A 21,008-nucleotide genomic window follows, 5' to 3' on the forward strand; every position below is an offset into this window, starting at 1 on the left:
GGCGTGTTGGCACCACCAGCGTAGTGGCGGCGGGGAGGCACGGTGGCCATTATTCGGTGACCGGGATTGGTCAAAATCGTTTGACTATTAGCGGCTAAAATCGCCCGGCGCTAACAACGGCGTTTGATCCGTTTGAGGAGCGGCCGTTCTGCGCGGTGGATAGCCTGGTCTTTGCGTGGCTGTCCTATTTGCGTTTGCCGGGTGATATGGCGGAGCTGACGAACTGGCAGGGCCTAGACGTACGCGAGCTGCTGCGTGCCGAGTGCTACCGGGACATGATTGACGACTTGTGGGACCCGGAAGGGAGCAGGGCCTTGTTGGAGGCCGTGGCAGCAAGTCCTCGCTACCGCGGCGTGCACGTTTGCGGCTATCGTGCCGTGAGCGATGTGGTGGCGACGGAGCAGTTTGCAGCCATGGCGTTCCGGTTTCCGGCGGGGTTTAGCTATCTTTCCTTCCGGGGGACCGACAGTACGATTGTGGGCTGGAAAGAGGACTTTAACATGGCGTTCCGGTGTCCTGTGCCGGCCCAGGAATCCGCGGCGCGCTATGTGGACGAGGCGGCGGATGCGATTGACGGGCCGCTTTTGTGCGGAGGTCATTCCAAGGGTGGAAACCTTGCGGTGTACGGTGCGGCAATGTGCTCCGATGTCGCCCGTGAGCGAATCGAACGGGCGTATTCTCATGATGGTCCGGGCTTCGTCGAGGAGTTTCTGAACGGCAACGCCTTTGCCGGTCTTTCCGGTCGAATCGACAAGACGCTTCCTCGGTCGTCGATCTTTGGCATGATGTTCGAGACACAGGAGGACTATGCCATCGTTGAGAGCACCGAGTTCAGCCTGCTGCAGCACAATCCCTTTAGCTGGGTGGTTGATGGTCGCGACTTCGTGTACTGTGAGCGCCTGTCCGCCGGTGCTCGATACGTTGATGGTTCCATTCGCGAGATGCTGCTTGCAGTGTCGCCTAGCGAGCGCGAGCGTTTTGTAGATGCGTTGTTCTCCGTGTTTGAGGCTACGGGTGCCGAGCGGTTTGCGGATATCGCTGGGAATCTGCGCGAGAGCCTGCCCGTGATGCTCCAGGCTGCACAAGACTTTGACAAGGATACACGACGTTTTGTCTCGCAGACCATCGTGGCAATCCTTAAATGCGCACTGCTGCCCAAACGCCCTCAGATCGACATGCCCGCTGCCGGCAAGAGTTTGGCAGAACAGCTCGAGGCTTGGCAGTCCGAGCTCCTGCGCTAGCCATTGGTGCAAAGCAGCCTGTCCCCGATGCGCCAATCTTCGATGCGCCTGGGGCGGGCTCGACCGCTATACTGGTTCGTGCCGAAATCGATCTAGAACGGAATGCCGTATATGAAAATCAATCACGCGATCCTGCATATCCTGGACTTTGACTCTGCCGTCAACGTCATGAGCCAGCGCGAGCTCGATATCGAGAGCCGTACCGTGCGCAACTTCGTGACCACGCATCTGCGCCGCGCGCGTACCTCGGCCGACAATAAACGCGCCACGTTTGCCGAGAACTCAGCGTTTGGCGGCGAGCTCAAGGGCTATTTCTTTGGCGAGCGCGAGTTCGTGGACCTGTCGCAGCAGATTGCGGAGTTTATCTCCTCCGAGCTCACCAAAGCCGAGAAAGCCGAGTCCACCGACGTACTCGTGGCCGATTTTGACGACGATGAGGATGCCCGCTGGTTTGCCGTGATGCTGCTGGGCTCCAAGCAGGCTTTTATGCACGAAGTGGGCCGCGAGGAGGGGGAGGTGCGCAACGACATCGCGCGCCACTACGCCATTCTGCCAAACCCCTCGCAAAAGGTGCCGAGCTATGCCATCGTGCGCGCGAGTACCATGGAGATCGGCTACGTGGACAAGAAGCGCAAGATTGCCGGCGAGGATCGTATGCTCATTCCCGACGGCCTGCTGCAGTGCGACACGGGCGTATCGGGCAAGGAGGTCATCGACACCGTGACGCGTGTGGTCGAGGAAGTCGCCGAGGAGCACGGTGCCAACACGGCTGTAGCGCTCGCTAAGGTTAAGGCTGCCGTTGCCGAGAAGGTTGAGGATGACGAGGAGCTGCCGCCTTGGGATATCGTCGATGAGGTCTTTGAGGACGAACCGGTTATCAAGGAGAGCGTGCGCGCGGCACTGACCGAGGAGAAGGTGCCTGAGCGTGTGCCCGTGGAGCGCAAACAGGTCGAACGCGCGGCGGTGCGCAATCATAAGATCCGTACCGACACGGGTATCGAGATCAGCTTCCCGGCCGAGATGGGTTCGAACTCCGAATACATCGAGTTCGTCAACGAGCCCAACGGCCTCATCTCCATCGAGCTCAAAAACATCGGCAGCATCGAGAATCGATAAACTGCGCTTGGACGCTGTGGAAAACAAAGGCCGAAACCCTTCGGGACTTCGGCCTTTTTGTTTTCGGCTTGGTCGCTGACATTGCGCCGTAGGTTGAGCATACGCCAGCGAAAACGCCCCTAGGCGAGCAAGGTGACGCGAAAGAGGAGGGCATTGACCTTCTGGTCATGCCCGACGATTGAACGTCAGATTGCCGCCTAGGGGCGTTTGCAGCGTCGACCTGTTACGCGGTTTGGTAAAACCGCGTAACCCTACAGCTTGCGCAGACCTTCCTCGAGACCGGTCTTGCTGTCGGTCTGGGCATCGCGCATCTTGATGACGCGGGCGGGAACGCCAGCCACGACGGCACCGGCGGGGACGTCCTCGATGCATACGGCGCCGGCGGCAACGACGGCGCCCTTGCCCACGCGCACACCCTCCAGGACCACGGCGTTGGCGCCGATCATGACGTCGTCTTCGATGATGACGGGCGTGGCGCTGGCGGGCTCCACGACACCTGCCAGCACGGTGCCGGCGCCGATGTGGCAGTTCTTACCCACGGTGGCGCGGCCACCCAACACGGCGCCCATGTCGATCATGGAGCCTTCGCCAATGACGGAGCCGATGTTGATGATGGCACCCATCATGATGACGGCGCGGTCGCCGATCTCGACGCGGTCACGGATGATCGCGCCCGGTTCGATGCGGGCGTTGATGCCCTTGAGGTCGAGCATGGGCACGGCGGAGTTGCGGCAGTCATTCTCGACGTCGTAGTAGTCGATGGAGTCGGCATTGGCATCGAGGATGGCCTTGAGTTCATCCCAGTCGCCAAAGACGGTCTTCCCACGACGACCGCCGTAGACGTGTGCGTTGCCCCACTGGACCTTCATGCCCGGCTTCTCGCGCACGTACAGTTTGACGGGCGTCTTTTTGGGCGCGGTGGCGATGTAGTTGATAATCTCCTGTGCATCCATCTCGGCTGCGTTACTCATATGCTGTTTCTCCTTTGCGTGGATACGGTTGATATCTGGTTAGGCAAACATGACCTGGTCGAAGGTGTAGAAGCCGGGGTCGCGGGTGACGAGCTTCTGGGCGGCGGCCAGGGCGCCGTTGACAAAGATCTGGCGGCTCGTGGCACGGTGTGTAAGCGTGACTTCCTCGTCCTGGCCAAAGAAGCTCACCTCGTGCACGCCGGCGACGGTGCCGCCGCGCAGCGAGTGTATACCGATTTCCTTGGGGTCGCGCACGCCGCACATGCCCTCGCGGCCATAGACGGGGTGGTAGCCTGCCTCGGGTTCGGCCTCAACTACGGCGTCGAGCAGCAACTTGGCAGTGCCGCTGGGGGCGTCAACCTTTTGGTTGTGGTGCGTCTCGACAATCTCGCAGTCAAAGCCGGGCAGCTCGCGTGTGGCCTGTGCTACCAGATGACGCAGGGCTGCGATACCGATGGAGTAATTGCCGGAGTGCATGACGCGGGCGTTCTGACCCAGCTCACGCAGGCGGTCCATCTGATCGGGTGTGTAGCCCGTGGTGCCGGAAACGAGTGCGGCGCCCGTGCGCTCGACATAGGCGACGACGGCATCGAAGGTCGCAACGTTCGAGAAGTCGATGATGACGTCGGCTGCCGGTGCGCTCTCGAGCTCGGACAGATCAAAACCGATCTGGGCGACGATATCAAAAACGGGCTGACCGGCGGCGTCGACAACGCCCTCGGCGGTGGTGCGGATGAGCGAGCCCATGCGGCCCGTTCCCATAATGACGGTCTTAATCAAGCAGACCAGCTCCCTTCAGAGCATCGGTAAGTGCAGCGCGCGTGTCGTTGGCCATGGGGCATAGCGGCATGCGGTAGTTTGCCTCGATCATACCCATCTGAGCGAGCGCTTCTTTAACGGGGATGGGGTTGACCTCACTAAAGAGGGCGTTGATGAGCGGCTGGCCGGCAATTTGGATGTCGCGGGCACGTGCCACGTCACCGTCCAGATAGGCACGGCACATGTCATGCACGAGCTGCGGCTGAACGTCGGCCCACACGCTGATGGTGCCCGAGGCGCCCAGGCTCATGAGCGGCACGGTGAGCGCGTCCTCGCCCGAGTACATGCGGAAGTCGTCGGACAGCAGGTGGGCAATCTTGGCCGCGTAGGCGACGTTGCCCGAGGCTTCCTTAATACCCATGATGTTGGGGTGTGCGGCCAAGCGCTCAACGTTGCGCTCGCTGATGCTGCAGCCGCAGCGGCCGGGGATGTTGTACAGGATGCAGGGGATGTCCACGGCGTCGGCGACGGTCTTAAAGTGCCGATAGATACCCTCTTCATTGGACTTGTTGTAGTAGGGGGTGATGAGCAGTAGGCCGTCGGCTCCCAAGCCCTGGTAGGTGAGCGACTTGGTGAGCATGGTTTGCGTGGAGTTGGAGCCCGAGCCGGCGATGACGGGGATGCGTCCTGCAACTTGCTTGACCACTGCGGCGACAACGGAGTTGTCCTCGTCATCGGTCATCGTGGCGCTCTCGCCGGTGGTGCCCAGGGTGAGGATGGCGTCGGTGCCGTTTTGCAGGTGGAAATCGATAAGGCGCTCGAGTGCGTCAAAGTCGACACTGCCGTCCTTTTTAAATGGCGTGACGAGGGCGACGATCGAGCCCTCGAGGTTGCGGACATCCATATTCTTCTCCTTCGCTTCTGCGATCTGGATGCGTTTGTTCCATTGGGCGGCGACGGCCAAGCATTTGTCCTGGGCGCGACGACGGGCGCTTTCGGCGCGCGACTTTGCCAGCAGCTCGCGGCCGCACGGCAGCACGTCGAGCGTGGCAAAGTAGTCGCCTGGGCGCTCGGCGCGACGAATGAGGTCTGCCGAGCCGTCGGGGCGCAGCAATACCTCGGCGGAGCGCAGACGGCCGTTGTAGTTGTAGCCCATGGAGTAACCGTGCGCGCCGGTATCGTGAATCACGAGCACATCACCCATGTCGATCTGCGGCAGCTCGCGGTCGATGGCGAACTTATCGTTGTTCTCGCACAAGTTGCCCGTGATGTCATAGGTGTTCGTGACGGGCGCCGTGGCCTTGTCGGCGCCGCCCGGCTGACCCATCACCGTAATGTGGTGGTAGGCGCCATACATGGCAGGGCGAATCAAATCGACGGCGCTTGCATCGACACCGATATAGTCCTTGTAGATCTGCTTCTCGTGGATAGCCTTGGTGACCAGGCAGCCGTAGGGGCCCATCATAAAGCGGCCCATCTCAGTGCAGATGGCCACATCGCCCATGCCGGCGGGAACCAGGATCTCGTCGTATGCCGCGTGTACTCCCTCGCCGATGGCGTGAATGTCGTTGGCCTGCTGCTCGGGCAGGTAGGGGATGCCGACGCCGCCGGACAGATTGATGAAAGCGACGTGTGCGCCGGTCTCGCGCTCCAGGCGTACGGCAAGCTCAAAGAGGATGCGCGCGAGCTTGGGGTAGTAGTCGTTGGTGACGGTGTTGCTGGCAAGGAATGCGTGGATGCCAAAGTCCTCGGCGCCCTTGGCCTTGAGCATGCGGAAGGCCTCGAAGAGTTGCTCGGTGGTCATACCATATTTGGAGTCGCCCGGGTTGTCCATGATGCCATTGGAGAGCTGGAACAGACCGCCTGGATTAAAGCGGCAGCTGACCGTCTTGGGGATGGGCCCCGCAACGCGCTCAAAGAACTCGATGTGGCTGATGTCGTCAAAGTTGACGATGGCACCCAGCTTGTCGGCGAGCTCAAAGTCGGCAGCCGGCGTATCGTTGGACGAGAACATGATGCCGTGTCCCGTGATACCCAGCGAGCGGGCGATCATGAGCTCGGTATAGCTCGAGCAGTCGCAGCCGCAGCCGTATTCGTTGAGAATGGAGATGAGCGCCGGGTTGGGGTTGGCCTTGACGGCAAAGTATTCCTTAAAGCCCGGGTTCCATGCAAAGGCGTCGCGCACTTCTTGCATGTTGCGGCGGATGCCCGCCTCGTCGTATAGATGAAACGGCGTGGGGAACTGCTCGACGATATGCTCGAGTGTCTCCTTGTCCACAAACGGCTGCTTGGCCGCATATGCCTCGTTGGGGGTCAATGCCATGTCCCGTAAACCTCGCTATCCAGACGGCGCCATCTGCGCATCGAATCCGCATAGCGTGGACCCCATGTCCGGATAGCGCTCCCGCATTGCTGCAGACAGTCCTGTGGGTGTTTCCCACAGGCCCACCAGGTTGTTCGTGCCCGAAAAACCCAGTTCGGCGGGTTTCGCCTCCCCACGGGGTCAAAGCCTGCCGGCTCGCCCGCGGCTCTTCGTGCCCGCGCCTCTATCAAGTGGTAAAGACCCTATCACGTTGCACTTTACCAAACAAGAGTATTCGTATATAACGTTTAAAAAATGCAGGGATATGTTAGAAACAAGGGCGTCACAATTCTGCATCACAATATTGTGCGAATGGATATGCCCCATGGAAGGATCCTTTATGACCGAGCTCCAAGAACTTCGTCGCTATCGTCGCGACCTGCATCGCATTCCGGAGCTCGATTTCGATCTTCCGCAAACCATTGCCTATATCGAGGGCGTGCTGGCACCGCTCACCTGCGAAGTGACCCATCCGTGCCCCAGCTGCGTCTGTGCTTTCTTCGACGCCGGCGTTGATGCCGCGCATGCCACGGCGATTCGCGCCGATATGGACGCGCTGCCCATCGCGGAGGCGACGGGAGCAGCCTTTGCCTCGACCCATCCCGGCAAGATGCACGCTTGCGGACATGACGGACACATGGCCATGGCGCTTGCCGCCGCGACGTATGTCGACCGTACGATTCGCGAACAGCCGGGCGCCATTAGGCGCAACGTTCTTTTTGTGTTCCAGCCGGCCGAGGAAACGACCGGTGGTGCCAAGACGGTATGCGAGAGTGGTGTGTTCGAGCGCTATGGGGCCGACCGCATTTTTGGCTTCCATGTGTGGCCCGATCTGCCTGCCGGCACGTTGGCGAGTTGTTCCGGTCCGCTGCTGGCGCGTTCGAGCGAGACGCATATCCATATTCACGGTACGAGCATCCACATTGCTAAGACCTATGGTGTGCCGGTTGGGGAGTCGCACGATGCCGCGTTGGCGGCAGCTAAGTTTTTGGTTGCCGAGCGCGAGCTGATGGACGAGCTGGGCACCGACGAGCCCTGTATCGGCAAGTTTGGCCTGCTGCAGGCTGGCACCGTTTGCAACGCGGTGGCGGGGGAGGCCCATGTTGCCGGCAGCCTACGTGTGTTTACGGACGACATGTTCGACCGTGCGCGCGAAGGCGTACGCCGTGTGCTCGACGAGGCGTGCACCGCAACGGGCTGCACGTATGATCTTGACTTTGCCGAGGGCTATCCACCGGTCGATAACGACCCTGAGTTGTTTGCCTGCATTGCGCCTGCCTTGTCCGAGTTGCAACTTGTGGACGAGCCGCTGCTAATCGCCGAGGATTTCGCGTTCTATCAGCGCCATCTGCCGGGCGTGTTCTTCTTGCTGGGCACGGGCGTGCCGGAGGGTCAAGAAAACCCGAGTGATCCGGATGGCTGTCCCGCCTATGCCACGAGCGCTCTGCATACCGATACCATGCTCTTTGACGAGGAAATTCTGCTCAAAGGCCTCGATGTCTACAAACGATTGCTTGACTTGGAGTGATGATGAGGCGCCGACAGACTGCCGTGTATAGTCCTGGTGGGTGCGGGTGCGGCCTGCTGCTGCTTCCGGTTATTGCTGTGAGCATTGGCGTGATGTTTGCGCTTGCCGGGTTGGCAGCAGCGGCACTCGTGCTGTTGATTGTGACTATTGGCGTGACGATTTGGCTCTGCCGCAATCGCGAGCAACGCCGTGCCGACGGTAAAACCAATGTCGGCTGGGTCGTCTTCCTGATCATTGCGTACCCGCTGAGTGTCAGCTACCTGGTGTTCTTTGCCCTGTTGATGATCAGTGCCTTTACCGGGAAATCCGTCACGGTGGGTTGATGCGCTGCCAGCAGACGGTCGCGCAAAGTGCGTTTGCTCGGCGTTTGGATAACTGCATTGGCCGTTTACCGCAACCTTAGCTCTCAGCTAATGAATTCAAGTTTAATCCTTCCTACGATGTGCTGTGTGCCGGCGCGGTAGCCGGATCGTAGGAAGGATGAATAATGGCAAAAGAGGGAAAGAAGCCGATCGGCAAGATTGTCCTAGGCGTCATCGTGGTGCTGGTTATCGTCGGTGCCGTGGGCTCTATGGGTGGCAATTCAACCGATTCGTCTGCGAGCGATTCGGCAAAACCTGCCGAGGCGACACAGCAGGCTGAGGAGCAAAAAGAACCGCAAGAACCGTATACCATTGCTGATGAGGCTGAAGACACCTCCAATCAGTTTGCCTATAAGATCACGGGCACGCTGACCAATAACACGGACAAGGAAAAGAGCTACATTCAGATTGAGTATGTTCTGTATGATGCCGATGGCAACCAGGTTGGAACGGCTCTTGCAAACACCAATCATCTGAAGGCGGGCGGCTCCTGGAAGTTCGAGGCGCTGGGTACAGTGTCTCCCGACCAGGTTGCTAGCTGGGAGCGTTCGGACGTAAGTGGTTTCTAGCATGTTGCATGCACTGGGGGAGGTGAAGCCGTATGCCCGATAAAAAGCTGACTGACGAGTTACTCAATGAGCTTCTCGACGCGCCAAACATCGATGGCTATATCAAGGAGCACGACTTTGCCACCCCGTCGCTTTCGGACTACCTGAAGCAGCTGCTGCAGGAAAAGGGCTTGGAGCGCTCGCGCGTGGTTCGTATGGCCGATCTCAATGAGACCTTTGGCTATCAGATCTTTACCGGTGCGCGTCATCCGAGTCGCAATAAGGTGCTGCAGATTGCCTTCGCCATGGCGCTAACGCTCAAGGAGACCAACCGCGCCTTGACGGCGGCGGGTGCCAACATCCTCAATTGTAAGGACCGCCGCGATGCGATTATCATCTTTTGTATCGATCGCGGGTGCAGCCTCCAAAAGGTCAACGAGGAGCTGTATCGCTTTGGCGAGGAGACGGTGAGTTAGCGGTTGATATCTGAGCTGGCGGAGCTGCCGAACAACGACGCAAACGAACGGGGCGCGGATGCCATGGGGTGTCTGCGCCCTGCGCTATGATGGAGGCTATGGATACTCAGACCCCAACATATTCCGATGACGAGCTGACCGCAGCGCTTGTCGAGCACCTGGCGTCGCTCGATCGCGACGACAGCTATCGCGTGGAGCGTGTACTTAAGCGCTCGTCCGTTGAAACAACCGAGCTCGTGTACTTTGAAGGAACCGGCGGTGGTTCGCTCGGCCCCTTTGTCCGTAAACGCATCGATGCTTCGGCTCAAATCGGAGGGGCATACGAGCGTCTATTTGCCGCTCAGCGGGCAGGCAGGCGTTTTGAGCACCTGCCCAGAATCGTCGATTGTCGTCGTGTGGGCGACGAGCTCAACGTGGTTATGGAATACATCGAAGGGGAGACACTCGGGGCGCTGGTGGACCGTCTGGGAGCCACCCCCGATTATGCGCGTGAATTGTATCCTGCCCTTTGCGACGCCGTGGGTGAGCTCCATGCCGGTTTTGCAATGGCGGGGGAGACGTCGGCGCCGGAGATCCATCGCGACCTCAAGCCGTCGAATATCATCGTGACAGGTGCCAACTATACGCCTAATGACGGCCTGACATTTTCATCGCTGGTGATTATCGACTTGGGGATCGCGCGCGTATGGCGCGATGGCGCCGATGCCGACACCGTCAAGTTTGGGACACGGCCCTATGCGCCGCCCGAGCAGTATGGGTTTGGGCAGACGAGCGTGCGAAGCGACGTCTACGCACTTGGCGCCCTGTTGTTCTTCTGCTTGACGGGAGTCGACCCTAAGCCAGGGCTCGACATGCGCGAGCAATGCGAGGCGCGAGGCATTCCCACTTCACTTGCCGATGCCGTCTGCATGTCGATGGCGCTCGACCCGGCCAAGCGTTTTGCGAGTGCGGAAGCGTTGGGACGGGCGACGCGCGCGGCATACGATCTGAGTCGCCCCGTGCGGCCTTCTGCGCCTGCGCCTGTCCGTACTCCGGCCTCGGAGACGGCGTTGACGCCCCAAGGGCTCCAGAACCCCGCAGGGCTTCCTAGGCCTGCCGCCTCCGCTGCATGTGGTCTGCTCTCTCGCGTTCCGGAGTCTCTGGGGCGCATTTGGAATACGCTCGTCTGCTTCTCGCTGCTTGTGTTCTTTGCCGGAAGTCACTTTGCCGTCTTTCACCCCACCGGAGCAAACCAAAGCTACCCGACGTGGCTTCTCATAATCGAGTATTTTTTCTTTGTCGATGGCCTTATGGTGCTTATGCATTTTGCACTGCTCGATAAGCGCCGTCTTCGTCGGCGATTCGCATTGCTCGACAGCTATCGCGGCAAGAAGCTCGCGAAACTCTGGCTCAAGGCATTGGGTGTGCTGCTCCTATGCATGATCGTCATAGTTGCGGTTGCCAATGCGACCGGCGTCGTCGATACCTCCGCTACCTAAAAGAAAAGGGCCCCATTGGGGCCCTTTGCAGTTGCACTTAGATGCGGTTCATTTGAGCGGCGACTTTGTTGTACCAGTCCTGCCACGTGGGCGGGCAGTACTTTTTGGCCGCAGCCGGGGTAAGGGTGGAGCCGTAGTTGGCGCCCAGATAGGCAACGTGGGCGGAGATGCCCTCGCTCCAGCTGCCAAAGCTGCGCCAACCGCCGCCACGTGCACTCCAGCCCCAGGCGTTGTAAGAATTGGCGCAATAAGCACCCTTGGTGCTCTCGATGCAGGCGATGGCGGGGGACCAACGGGGGTCGACACCGGTATTCCAAGCGGCGACGGCAAAGTTATAGCCCTGGCCTGCCATGGGGGAGCCGGCGAGATAATTGTCGATGCGGCTCGTCCACTCATTAATGAACGAATCGTAATCGGAGCTACCGGTATTGGCGTTGTTCACCGTGGTGTCGATGGTGGTGTTGGCGTTGTTGGCCTGGCTGCTGGAATTGCTGCCGCTTACGCCCTCGCCCGAGAGCTTCTCGGCGGCAGCGGCCTTATCGGCCTCAAGCTTGGCAAGCTCGGCGGCATTTTCCTGCTCGGCTTTTGCCTGCGCCTCGCTGCGGAGCTGCTGGGCCTGCGCCAGCGCGTCCTCGGCGTTTTTCTGCTCTGCCTCAAGCTGAGACTTGGCCTGCTGGAGCTCAGCCTTGTTCTGCTCGAGTTCGGTTTGCATGTTATTGAGCTCTTCGATCTCGTCGACGCTCGAGCTCGTGATCTGGTTGGTGTATTTGCAGGTCGTGATGAACTCACCCAGGCTCTGTGCGTTGACCAGGAAGCTCACAATGGGATTGGTGCCCTTCTGATACTTGTACAGATCGCGCATGGCGGAGCTTGCCTTGGCCTGCTGCTCGGGAAGCTTGGCTTCGATTTCCTCGATGCTTGCCTCATTGGAGTCAATCTGCTTTTGCAGGTCATCGAGTTTGGTGCGGGCGTCGTTGTAGGCGCTCGTGGCGGCTTCGATCTTCTGCTGGGCTGCGGAAAGCTGGTCCTGCGTTGCCTGCGAGGCGGCATACGCCGCAACGGGGGAGAGCATCGGCGTGGCCGTCAGCGCAACGGCGAGCGCGGCGCTCGTGATGATACGAGCCGGCGTCGACGCAATGAGCGCTGCGGTGCGATGATTCGAATGCTGCATCCAGTCCCTCTGCAATCAATCGTAGGTTATGGTTCGAGGTGTATTCTACTACTGCTTTCGACCTCAACTTGAACCTTAAAGGTCCCAAAGGGTCAAGTTGAACTTGAGGCTTTGGCTTTGACCTGCAGTTATGATGAATTGTTGAGAAACCATAGAGTTCAACTTTAACGTTACGGCACCCTATTGCAACGGGATTCTTGGCTGTAAAAGCTACTTCAACGTGGGATTTTGCAACTACAGGGTTCCTTCGCGACGAGCCTGCTCAATCTCTTCGAGCGCCTCGGCGGGGGTGAACGAGCAAGTGCCGTCGCCGAGCTTGACCACCTGGATTTCGTCGCCGGTATGGACCTCTCCGCCCTTTAGCACCACGCCAAAAACGCCCTCGTGGGGAAAGATGCAGTCGCCAGCGAGATAGTAGATGGCACAGCGGGTGTGGCAGACCTTGCCGATCTGACTGATTTCGACCAGGACATCGTTGCCAATCTTGAGCTGCGTTCCCAGGGGGAGCGAGAGCAGGTTGATACCCTGGGTTGTGAAGTTCTCGCCAAAGTCGCCCTCGTGCACATCGAGCCCGCGCGCCTGCGCCGTCTGGATAGACTCTGCAGCTAAAAAGGAAACCTGGCGGTGCCAATGCCCGGCGTGCGCATCGGAGGCGAGGCCAAACTGCTCGATGACGGTGTCGTGCCCGTCGGCGACGGGTGACTTACGCGTGCCTTTGTGCTCCGACGTGTTGATTGAGACGATACGGGCAGGCCCGTTGTAAGCATCGTTTGCGGTGCGTAGGGGAGCTGTCGTCTGGGCACGATCTGCAAGTTCGCGCTTGGCGGCGTCAATGATGGGGTTGTTGATCGGATGAGCCTGGGGCACGGTGCACCTTTCGACGGGGCAGGCAACATGTTGAATCCTACAACAATGGTAGGTTCATTGCCCATTGTCGTACAACGGTGAGCGCCGTCCTCGTGCTGGACGATTACGTCGATTGTCATAGATACGGTGGAGCTTTGGGCGCCGGCGGCTTGGCACGCTAAAATAAATCAGTTGCGCAAAGACCGCCCGTTGTGTGGGCAGTTCATGATAGGAAGTTTCCATGGCATTGCAGTTTACAGAGCGCGAGTTCATTCCCGTGCTGCTCGGTGGCGACATCAACGCCTATTCGGTGGCGCGCGCCTTCTACGAGGAGTACCAGGTCAAGAGTCTGGTCTTTGGCAAGTACCAGACGGGTCCCGCGTACCGCAGCCAGATTATCGACTACACGCCCAACGTGGATATCGATACCATGTCCGTGATGCTCAAAACCGTCAACGGCATTGCCCAAGCGCATGCCGACAAGACGATTGTCCTTGTGGGTTGTGGCGACAACTATGTCGCCCTCGTGGCTCAAGCCAAAGATGCTCATGAGCTGGCGGATAACATCGTCGCTCCCTACGCGCCCTACAGCATGCTCGAGCAGTGCCAGAAGAAGGAGATCTTCTACGAGCTGTGCGAGAAGCATGGCGTGCCCTATCCGCACACGTTTACCTTTACCAAGGCGATGCTCAATGCCCAGGGTGAGGCGCCTGCCGAAGTGCTCGACCAGATCGATTTTCCTTACCCGATGATTCTGAAGCCTTCTGATGGCATCATGTGGTGGCAGCATGAGTTCGAGGGCCAGAAGAAGGCCTATGAGATTGCCGACCGCGCCGAGCTGGAACAGGTCATCCGCGATTCGTATGCCAGCGGCTACACCGACGATCTGATCTTGCAGGATCGCGTGCCCGGCAACGACGAGTACATGCGCGTGCTCACCAGCTATTCCGACCGCAACGGTAAGGTCCGCATGATGTGCCTGGGCCATGTGCTGCTCGAGGAGCATCAGCCCCACGGTGTCGGCAACCATGCCTGTATCATTACCGAGCCCAACGACGAGCTCATGGGCGGCGTGCGCAAGCTGCTCGAGGACCTTCACTTTGTGGGCTATTCCAACTTTGACGTTAAGTACGACGAGCGCGATGGCTCGTTTAAGTTCTTCGATTTCAACACGCGCCAGGGTCGCAGCAACTACTACGTCACCAACAGCGGCTTTAACGTTGCCAAGTATGTGGTGGACGAGTATGTGTTCAACCGTCCGTTTGAGCCGGAGTTTGTGACGGCTCAGGACGAGGCCCTGTGGATGGTCGTCCCCATGGGCGTCGTCGACAAGTACGTCAAGGATCCCGAGCTGCGTGCTAAGGTGCATCGCCTGGACAAGGAAGGCAAGGGCGCCGACCCTTCGTTTATGAAGGGCGACTTTGTCTTTAACCGCTGGCTGCGCATGTGGCACACCAAGCTGCGCCACTTTAAGCTGTTCAAGACGTATTACAAGTAGATGAGCGCGGCGCCCGTCCGGTTTGCATCGGGCGGGCGCGGGTATGATACGCGCAATTGCGCAAGCGTCACCAAGGAGGCGGCGATGGAAAAGCTGGGAGTTATCGGCGGCATGGGCGCCGAGGCAACGTCGTATTACTACGACCAGGTGGTGCGTCATACGGCTGCTGCCTGCGATCAGGAACATATCGACATGGTGGTACTCTCCAAGTCGACCATGCCCGACCGCACGCTGGCCATTAAGACCGGCGAGCATGCCAAACTGCTGGCGACCATGAAAGAGTGCGCCCAGGCACTCGAGTCGCTGGGCTGTGCACACATTGCCATTCCCTGCAACACGTCACACTACTTCTATGACCAGATCCAGTCGTTTACGAAGGTGCCGATTATCCACATGCCGCGTGAGTCGGTGCGCTATGCTCTGGCCGGTGCGGTGATGGGGGAGTGCGAGTTCGACCCCAACCTGAGTATGCCGGCCGAGCCGGTGCATAAGATCGGCATCATGGGCACCGACGGTACCGTGGGCGCGGGCGTCTACGGCCGCGAATGTAAGGCTGCGGGTGTTGAGGTTGTCTATCCCAGCGAGAAACGTCAGAACGATGTGATGTCGCTTATCTATGATGATGTGAAGGCCGGACGTGAGCCCGATATGGATAAGTTCGACCGCGTGATGTGGGAGTTCGCCCGTAGCGGCTGCGACCGCGTCATCCTGGCCTGCACGGAGCTCTCGGTGCTGCAGAAATACCGCGAGATGCCCGAGATTACCCTCGACGCCATGGACGTCTTGGTGCGCGAATCCGTCATCCGCAGCGGCGCCCCCTACCGCCAATAGCCCTCGATCTGCCAAAAAGGGACAGGTTTATTTTTGGTAGGTATTATCTGGGGAAACAGTAAAGGCCTCGGCTCGTTTGGTGCGAGCCGAGGCCTTTTGCGTTGGGTGGTTGCTGTCGGTGGTGAACTAGAACAGGAAGCCGATGGCGATGAGGGCGATGCTGACGATGAGCACGGCGATGTCCAGACCCTTGATGGGATAGCGCTTGTACGAGCTGGCGCGTGTGCGCAGATAGAAGCCGCGCTGTTCTGCCGCCAAGGCTGTGGCATCGGTCTTGCCCACGCTCGAGATGAGCAGTGGCACGCACAGTGGCAGCATGAGCTTAAGCTTCTTGATGGGGTTCTTGGTATCGTACTCGACGCCGCGTGCGGTCTGCGCCTCCATGATGGCATTCATCTCCTGACCAAACACCGGTACAAAGCGCAGCGCCGTGGTAAAGGTGAAGGCATAGCGATACGGCACATGCAGCACCTCGACGCAGGCGTTGGCAAGGTCGTTGAGCTTGGTCACCATGAGCATGAGGATGAGTGGTAACGCCACACCCAGCAGGCGCAGGCAGGCCTTCGATCCTGTGATGAGGCCCGTGTCGGTGATAAAACCCCACACCACGTTGCCATCGCGCATAAAGGCCAGCTGGAGCATCAGCATGATAAGCGCGAGCGGAATCAGCAACTTGAGCAGCGAGAACAGACGGTCGACGACGCCGGCGTAAGCTCCCAGTGCGAGCGTGAGCGCCAGAAAGCCCAGCAGCGCCACGTAGGTGTCGGACAAAAAGATGCCGACGATGATGGCGGCGGCGAGGCCCAGTTTGACGACGGGATTCAGGCGATGCAGCAGCGTATCGCCCGGCATGTAGTCGATGACGTTAACCACGGTGGACCATCTCCTTGGTAATTCGAACGACATCGGTGACCTCGCTCACCTGCGCAAAAGCGGGCGAGACGGAAGATGCCAGACGGCGCGAGAGTTCGATGACCTGGGGCGGCTCAACGTAGGCATGCTGCATGAGTTCGATGTTCGAGAACAGCTCGTGCGTGCGGCCGCGATCGAGGATGCGACCGTCGGCCATTACTACGATGCGCTCGGCAAAGTCGGAGACGACTTCCATGTCGTGGCAGACCATGATTACGGCGCAGCCACGCTCGGCCATGGTACGCACCGTTTCCATGACGGTCATGCACTCGCGGTAATCAAGGCCGCTCGTGGGCTCGTCGAGCACCACGATTTTGGGCTCTACGACCACGACGGAGGCGAGTGCCACCATTTGTCGCTGGCCGCGCGAAAGCGAGAAAGGCGCCTCGTCGGCCGGCAAGCCAAAGCGGTCGATGACGAGTTGGGCACGACGCAGAGCCTCGGCGCGGTCCATGCCGCCAAGCTCCAAGCCAAAGGCGACCTCGTCGAGCACGGTGTCCTTGCAGATTTGACGGTCAGGGTTTTGGAAGAGGGTTGCGACCTCGCGGGCAATGCGGCTCGTGGGGACGGTTGCGGTATCCAGTCCCGTGACGCGCACGCTGCCCGAGGCGGGCTTGAGCAGACCCGCGAGCAGCTTGGTGAGCGTGGTCTTGCCGGCACCGTTTTGGCCGACGATGCCCACGAGCTCGCCAGGATAGAGCGTCAGGCTAAGGTCGTGTACGGCGGCTCCGCCATTGGGATAGGCAAACTCAACATGGTCGAAGGTGAGTACGGGTTCGGCGTCCTTGGCATGAGGGCGCAACGACGGTGCATGCGGGGAACCGGCGGGCGCCTGGGCTTCGATAGCCGCGCGTGCGGGGTCGACGATGCCCGAAATCAGGCACTCGGCCTCATCGACATCCAAGCAAGGGGTACCGCTTACTAGACCATCGGTTTCGAGGCTATTGAAGATACGCGTGACGCGAGGGCAGTCGACGCCGATGGCACGAAGCTCGTCGGTATGCGCGAAGACCTCGTGTGGCTCGCCCTGCAGCGCGATTTCGCCATGGTTGAGCACGAGCACGCGGTTGCAGTACTCCGAGAGCAGGGCGACCTTTTGCTCAACGACGACGATGGTGATTCCAAGTGTGCGGTTTGCCTCACGCAGCGTCTCGAAGACCAACGTGGAGCTGGCGGGGTCGAGTGCCGCGGTGGGCTCGTCGAGAACCAAGACGCGCGGACGCATGGCGAGGATGGCGGCGATGGCTACCTTTTGCTTCTGTCCGCCCGAGAGGGTGGCGATCTCGCGGTCGCGCAGGTCGCTGATGCCGACGGTCTCGAGCGTTTCGCTCACGCGCTGCTCGATCTGGTCGTGGGGAACGCCAAAGTTCTCGAGGCCAAAGAGCATCTCGTCCTCGACGACCGAAGCGACCATCTGCGTGTCGATATCCTGCAGCACACTGCCGACGATTTGCGACACGTCGGTCAGCGAGACCTCGCAGGTGTCGTGGCCGTCAACCATGACGGACCCAAAGAACGTGCCGGTGTAGTGGTGGGGCACGGCACCCGACAGGCAGGCGGCAAGCGTGGACTTGCCGGCGCCCGAGGGCCCGATGATGCCGATGAAATCTCCCTTGTTCACGCTGAGCGAGATGTGGCTGAGCGCCTGCTCGGTTTGCGTGCCATAGGAGAACGAGACATCGTCGACGTTGATGATCGTTTCCATGGATACCTTTCATAGTCATTGGGGATGTTCTTACATGACTAGTCGTTTAAGAACGTCCCCAAAAGCTCGTTGTTTGGGACGGTCTTTGGTGGTGAAGCACGGAGACGGCTTTACGAGGTGCCCCAGGTTGGCGCGAAAGAGGAACGAAGTGTACTTGGGTACGCGAGCGACGAATGAACGCCAAGATGGGCTGGCTTGTAAAGCCGAGCAGGTTAGTTGAGCTTAAGGGCCTTCTGGATGGGCAGGTAGAGGGCGCCGACCAGAATGGCGTTAAACACGGCGGTCATGGCGACGACGGGCAGCATGGCTGCGGCGAGCTCGCCCACAACGCCGAGCATGGCCATCTTGATGACCATGAAGATGACGCCCGAGACAAAAGTGGTCACGAATGTTGCGACGATGGCGACGACAGGCTTAACCTGGCCGTCCTTGGCGGCGGCGTTGACAATGACGGCCATGAGCATGGCGGCGATGCCCTCGGCGGCAAAATCGACAAACGGCGAGGTGGTGGTGATTTGGATCACGGCCGCCGAGATGAGACCAATGACGAGCGCCTGACCGATGTTGGGGCGAACGACCAGGATGGTGAGGCAGAAGGCCGAGATAATGAACTCGGGGCTGATCATGCCGCCCGAGATGCCGGAGATGGCCTTGCCGACGGTGAAGTTGAGGATGAAGCCGGCAGCGAGCAGGATGGCGAGCAGGACGAGGGCGCGGACGTCGAGTTTGCCGCGGTCGGCGGTCTGGACGGTGCGGGGCTGGGCGGCGGTGGTGTTCTGAGACATGGTGAAAATCCTTTCGGAATGGGGGTGCAAGAGAAAAGTGGAGGCGCGTGATGCGAATGCGATCGGGCTCGAGATAGAAAAAGGCCCCCGGTCGAAACCGGAGGCCTTCCAATCACCTAGAGCGCAAAAACAGGCGTGAGGGACTCACTGTCGACCGATCGTATTCGCATCACGCCACCACCAGTTGTTGAGAGACTTCATCGTGTTCTTCATGTTGGTGGCTCCTTTCGTGATGCCGTGGCGCGGTCGCACCTAGTTGCTGTTGCGCTGCACTATAGCACAGCGAAGTGTGTGCGGGGAAATCTTTTTTAAAAAGATTTCAGGCGGGTTTCCCGCCGGTCAAAAGAGCGGGCTGAGCGGGCGAGGCTGCCATTGCTGCCTTGTCCGCTCAGCTAAGACGTTACTCCTTATTGCGACGGTAGAGGAAGTAACCGCCCGCGGAGATGACGGCAACGCCAGCGATGGCGAATGCGGCCACCATGCGGCCATCAAAACGATCACCGGTGGTGGGCAGGCCGCCCTTGGTGTTCGTCTTGTTGGTGGTTACCGTGGTCGTGGTGTCCGACTTGCCAGGCTTCTCGGGCTTGGTGGTGGGCTGCTCGGGCTTAGCGGGCTGCTCGGGGGTACCGGGCTGCTCAGGAGTACCGGGCTGCTCAGGAGTACCAGGCTGATCCGGGGTTACCGGGTCGGTGGCAAGAGCGTCCTTGGCGTAGGTGATGGACACCTTGAGGCCGTTGGTCTCGGTGTTCAGGTCGCTCGGGGTGAAGGGCTGGTCGAAGTTTTCGGCCTTCTGATAGGCGCGCATCTCCTGGAGCAGGGCCTTGCACTTCTTGTAGGTGTTCTCGGTAGCAGCCTTGCCGGCCTTGTTGGCCAGGGCAGTGCGGCCCTCGGTGGTCGTCTCGGCTAGCATGGCGGCGTCAACTTCCTTGTTCTGCTCGATGAGCTCGTTCTGGAGCGCATCGAGGTAGGCACGGACGCTGATACCAAGGGTGTCAGGGTTCTCAAAGCAGAGCGAGCTGATGTCCATGAGGACGTAGTTGATTGAGTTCTCGGGCTCCTCGTTGTACACGACGTCAGTCTGTTTGCAGTGATCGAAGGAGACGGTCTGATCGCTGAAGTACGGGCTGACCTCAGTTATCAGAGCGGAGTACAACGGGATGGCGACGGAGTACGCGGCGCGGGAGAGCATTTCCCACTGGATGGTAGCGACTTCGGGGTCATACCCGCGACGAATCTGGAAGAGGTTGATCTCGGTGTTGCGCTCGCTGCCGATGCAATAAACACCATCAGTGTTCGCGTTGAGGCCAGGGACGTTCTCGCCGCGGTTGCCGAAGGCGCGAATCAACTCGAAAGTGCTCCAACCAGACTTGCCAGGCTTGAAGAACAGGGGCTGGATTTCGCTGACCATGGCTCCCTTTTGGTCAGGTTTTCCTTTCTCCTTTACTGTGATAATGTCGTAATCTGTGCCTTCGGTCAGCTGACTACCAAAATAATCGCGGCCTTGCACATAGCGGGACCACTGGTTTACGCCGGAATCGGCGAGGCTTTCGCCATACGTTTGGGCGACATCGAATTTGCCGTCAGCGGAGTATTTGGCGAAACCCTTTTCTTCGGGCATGGATTGGATCTTTTCAGAGTGGAGGCAATTCTCGGTGTCATTGAGGTCGACATCGTAGTTGAGGCTCCCGATATTAGGGTTGAGCGACGCGACGTCGTCAGCGAGCTTCATGGCGATCCACTGATGGGCGGAAAGTGTGGCGAACAGCCAGGTCTCGTTGTTGTCGGCGATGATGATCTGGTCGTTGGTGCAGACGCCTTGATCATCGATCAGGCTGCCGAGAAGCTCGACGCCCTCGCGGGCCGTGGCGCTCTCGCCCAGGATGATGCTGCCGTAACTGTACTCGCCCAGACCCACTTCCTCATCGATGAGGTCTGCTGCAGCGGCCTCCTCGTTATAGGAGGTGCTTAGCGTGGCGGAGCAGGAGACGCCCTTCTCGTTGATGCCGGCCTCGGAGTAGGCGTCGGTGCGACCCATCCAGTTGGAGGGGTGGTCGCGTACATAGCTGTAGCGATAGGTAGGCTTGTTCGAAGTGTATTCAAAAGCAGATTCAATCGAGCTGTACTTAAAGCCAGGTTCGTGGGCAGGTTCGATGCCGTAGTGCTTAAGATAGCGCTTGCCAAAGTCCTCGGCGCGGCCGTAGTACGTGTTGCCGTCCGCCGTGAGCTTGCCGCCCATGTAGATCTGCGTGCAGGCGAGCGCAGACGTCGGCATGGACATGATGGTTGCAGCTCCAAAGGCGAGGCCTATGCCAAGCTTTTTGAGCGCGTTGACGGGGTGAGTTTTCCTCATTTTCCCTCCCAGCGTGCGAAAGCTCTCCGTTGCCAGAGAGCTTCAGCCAATAAAGACACCCCATTAGCG

The 21,008-nt window shown here is 59.5% G+C and carries 18 protein-coding genes and 1 riboswitch; of the genes, 9 read left to right on the forward strand and 9 right to left on the reverse strand.

What is annotated here, in order from left to right; genetic code table 11:
- Positions 1-155: 155 nt before the first annotated feature.
- The gene (locus PMW67_RS02110; RefSeq protein WP_271738615.1) at positions 156-1,241 is read left to right on the forward strand and encodes an Mbeg1-like protein; all 1,086 of its coding nucleotides are present in this window, start codon (positions 156-158) and stop codon (positions 1,239-1,241) included.
- 111 nt (positions 1,242-1,352) lie between these two features.
- The gene (locus PMW67_RS02115) at positions 1,353-2,357 is read left to right on the forward strand and encodes a nucleoid-associated protein (protein WP_022094136.1); all 1,005 of its coding nucleotides are present in this window, start codon (positions 1,353-1,355) and stop codon (positions 2,355-2,357) included.
- A 251-nt stretch (positions 2,358-2,608) separates the two neighbouring features.
- On the opposite strand, the gene dapD is transcribed toward PMW67_RS02115, so the two are convergent.
- Genes dapD through dapA form a run of 3 tightly spaced genes read right to left on the reverse strand, consistent with a single transcriptional unit; the run spans position 2,609 to position 6,410 of the window.
- Positions 2,609-3,328 (reverse strand): 2,3,4,5-tetrahydropyridine-2,6-dicarboxylate N-acetyltransferase, encoded by a 720-nt coding sequence (dapD, locus tag PMW67_RS02120; RefSeq protein WP_271738616.1) that lies wholly within the window; start codon positions 3,326-3,328, stop codon positions 2,609-2,611.
- Between the two features lie 39 nt (positions 3,329-3,367).
- Complete coding sequence (gene dapB / locus PMW67_RS02125) at positions 3,368-4,108, reverse strand: 4-hydroxy-tetrahydrodipicolinate reductase (RefSeq protein WP_271738617.1); 741 nt, start codon at positions 4,106-4,108, stop codon at positions 3,368-3,370.
- Positions 4,101-6,410, reverse strand: coding sequence for a 4-hydroxy-tetrahydrodipicolinate synthase (gene dapA / locus PMW67_RS02130; RefSeq protein WP_271738618.1), 2,310 nt, complete (start codon positions 6,408-6,410; stop codon positions 4,101-4,103). Before dapA ends, dapB begins: the two co-directional genes overlap by 8 nt.
- 65 nt (positions 6,411-6,475) lie before the next feature.
- Positions 6,476-6,644: riboswitch (Lysine riboswitch) on the reverse strand.
- 145 nt (positions 6,645-6,789) lie between these two features.
- Between dapA and PMW67_RS02135 the strand changes: the two genes are divergently transcribed.
- From PMW67_RS02135 to PMW67_RS02155, 5 genes are all read left to right on the forward strand, one after another.
- The gene (locus PMW67_RS02135) at positions 6,790-7,977 is read left to right on the forward strand and encodes an N-acetyldiaminopimelate deacetylase (protein WP_271738619.1); all 1,188 of its coding nucleotides are present in this window, start codon (positions 6,790-6,792) and stop codon (positions 7,975-7,977) included.
- Positions 7,978-7,979: 2 nt separating this feature from the next.
- On the forward strand, positions 7,980-8,300 hold the full coding sequence (locus PMW67_RS02140) for a hypothetical protein (protein ID WP_271738620.1): 321 nt from the start codon (positions 7,980-7,982) through the stop codon (positions 8,298-8,300).
- 164 nt (positions 8,301-8,464) lie between these two features.
- Entirely contained in the window at positions 8,465-8,908 is a 444-nt protein-coding gene (locus PMW67_RS02145; protein WP_055309781.1) for an FxLYD domain-containing protein, read from the forward strand.
- A gap of 32 nt (positions 8,909-8,940) precedes the next feature.
- Complete coding sequence (locus tag PMW67_RS02150) at positions 8,941-9,363, forward strand: XRE family transcriptional regulator (protein ID WP_148332723.1); 423 nt, start codon at positions 8,941-8,943, stop codon at positions 9,361-9,363.
- Positions 9,364-9,461: 98 nt separating this feature from the next.
- A complete protein-coding gene (locus PMW67_RS02155; RefSeq protein ID WP_271738621.1) occupies positions 9,462-10,841 on the forward strand; it encodes a serine/threonine protein kinase in 1,380 nt (459 codons plus the stop codon).
- Positions 10,842-10,878: 37 nt separating this feature from the next.
- Here the strand turns inward: PMW67_RS02155 and PMW67_RS02160 are convergent, their stop codons facing one another.
- Both PMW67_RS02160 and PMW67_RS02165 read right to left on the reverse strand, forming a co-directional pair.
- A complete protein-coding gene (locus PMW67_RS02160; RefSeq protein ID WP_271738622.1) occupies positions 10,879-12,012 on the reverse strand; it encodes a coiled-coil domain-containing protein in 1,134 nt (377 codons plus the stop codon).
- A gap of 234 nt (positions 12,013-12,246) precedes the next feature.
- The gene (locus PMW67_RS02165) at positions 12,247-12,879 is read right to left on the reverse strand and encodes an MOSC domain-containing protein (protein WP_271738623.1); all 633 of its coding nucleotides are present in this window, start codon (positions 12,877-12,879) and stop codon (positions 12,247-12,249) included.
- Positions 12,880-13,099: 220 nt separating this feature from the next.
- Between PMW67_RS02165 and PMW67_RS02170 the strand changes: the two genes are divergently transcribed.
- Together PMW67_RS02170 and PMW67_RS02175 are read left to right on the forward strand one after the other, a co-directional pair.
- Complete coding sequence (locus tag PMW67_RS02170; protein ID WP_271738624.1) at positions 13,100-14,356, forward strand: carboxylate--amine ligase; 1,257 nt, start codon at positions 13,100-13,102, stop codon at positions 14,354-14,356.
- An 84-nt stretch (positions 14,357-14,440) separates the two neighbouring features.
- Positions 14,441-15,187: an aspartate/glutamate racemase family protein gene (locus tag PMW67_RS02175; protein ID WP_254881658.1), complete on the forward strand. Its 747-nt coding sequence runs from the start codon at positions 14,441-14,443 to the stop codon at positions 15,185-15,187.
- Positions 15,188-15,313: 126 nt separating this feature from the next.
- Here the strand turns inward: PMW67_RS02175 and PMW67_RS02180 are convergent, their stop codons facing one another.
- The 4 genes from PMW67_RS02180 to PMW67_RS02195 form a co-directional block, all read right to left on the reverse strand.
- The gene (locus PMW67_RS02180) at positions 15,314-16,060 is read right to left on the reverse strand and encodes an energy-coupling factor transporter transmembrane component T family protein (protein ID WP_055309787.1); all 747 of its coding nucleotides are present in this window, start codon (positions 16,058-16,060) and stop codon (positions 15,314-15,316) included.
- A complete protein-coding gene (locus tag PMW67_RS02185) occupies positions 16,053-17,804 on the reverse strand; it encodes an ABC transporter ATP-binding protein (protein WP_271738625.1) in 1,752 nt (583 codons plus the stop codon). The genes PMW67_RS02180 and PMW67_RS02185 overlap by 8 nt, the downstream gene beginning before the upstream one ends.
- Positions 17,805-18,016: 212 nt before the next feature.
- Positions 18,017-18,589 carry a hypothetical protein gene (locus PMW67_RS02190; protein WP_271738626.1) on the reverse strand — a complete coding sequence of 191 codons (573 nt, stop codon included), beginning with the start codon at positions 18,587-18,589 and terminating at the stop codon, positions 18,017-18,019.
- Between the two features lie 400 nt (positions 18,590-18,989).
- Complete coding sequence (locus tag PMW67_RS02195; protein ID WP_271738627.1) at positions 18,990-20,939, reverse strand: C69 family dipeptidase; 1,950 nt, start codon at positions 20,937-20,939, stop codon at positions 18,990-18,992.
- Positions 20,940-21,008: the final 69 nt, after the last annotated feature.

Origin of the sequence: Collinsella aerofaciens (genome assembly GCF_028209395.1) — a bacterium.
Lineage (GTDB): Bacteria > Actinomycetota > Coriobacteriia > Coriobacteriales > Coriobacteriaceae > Collinsella > Collinsella aerofaciens_AZ.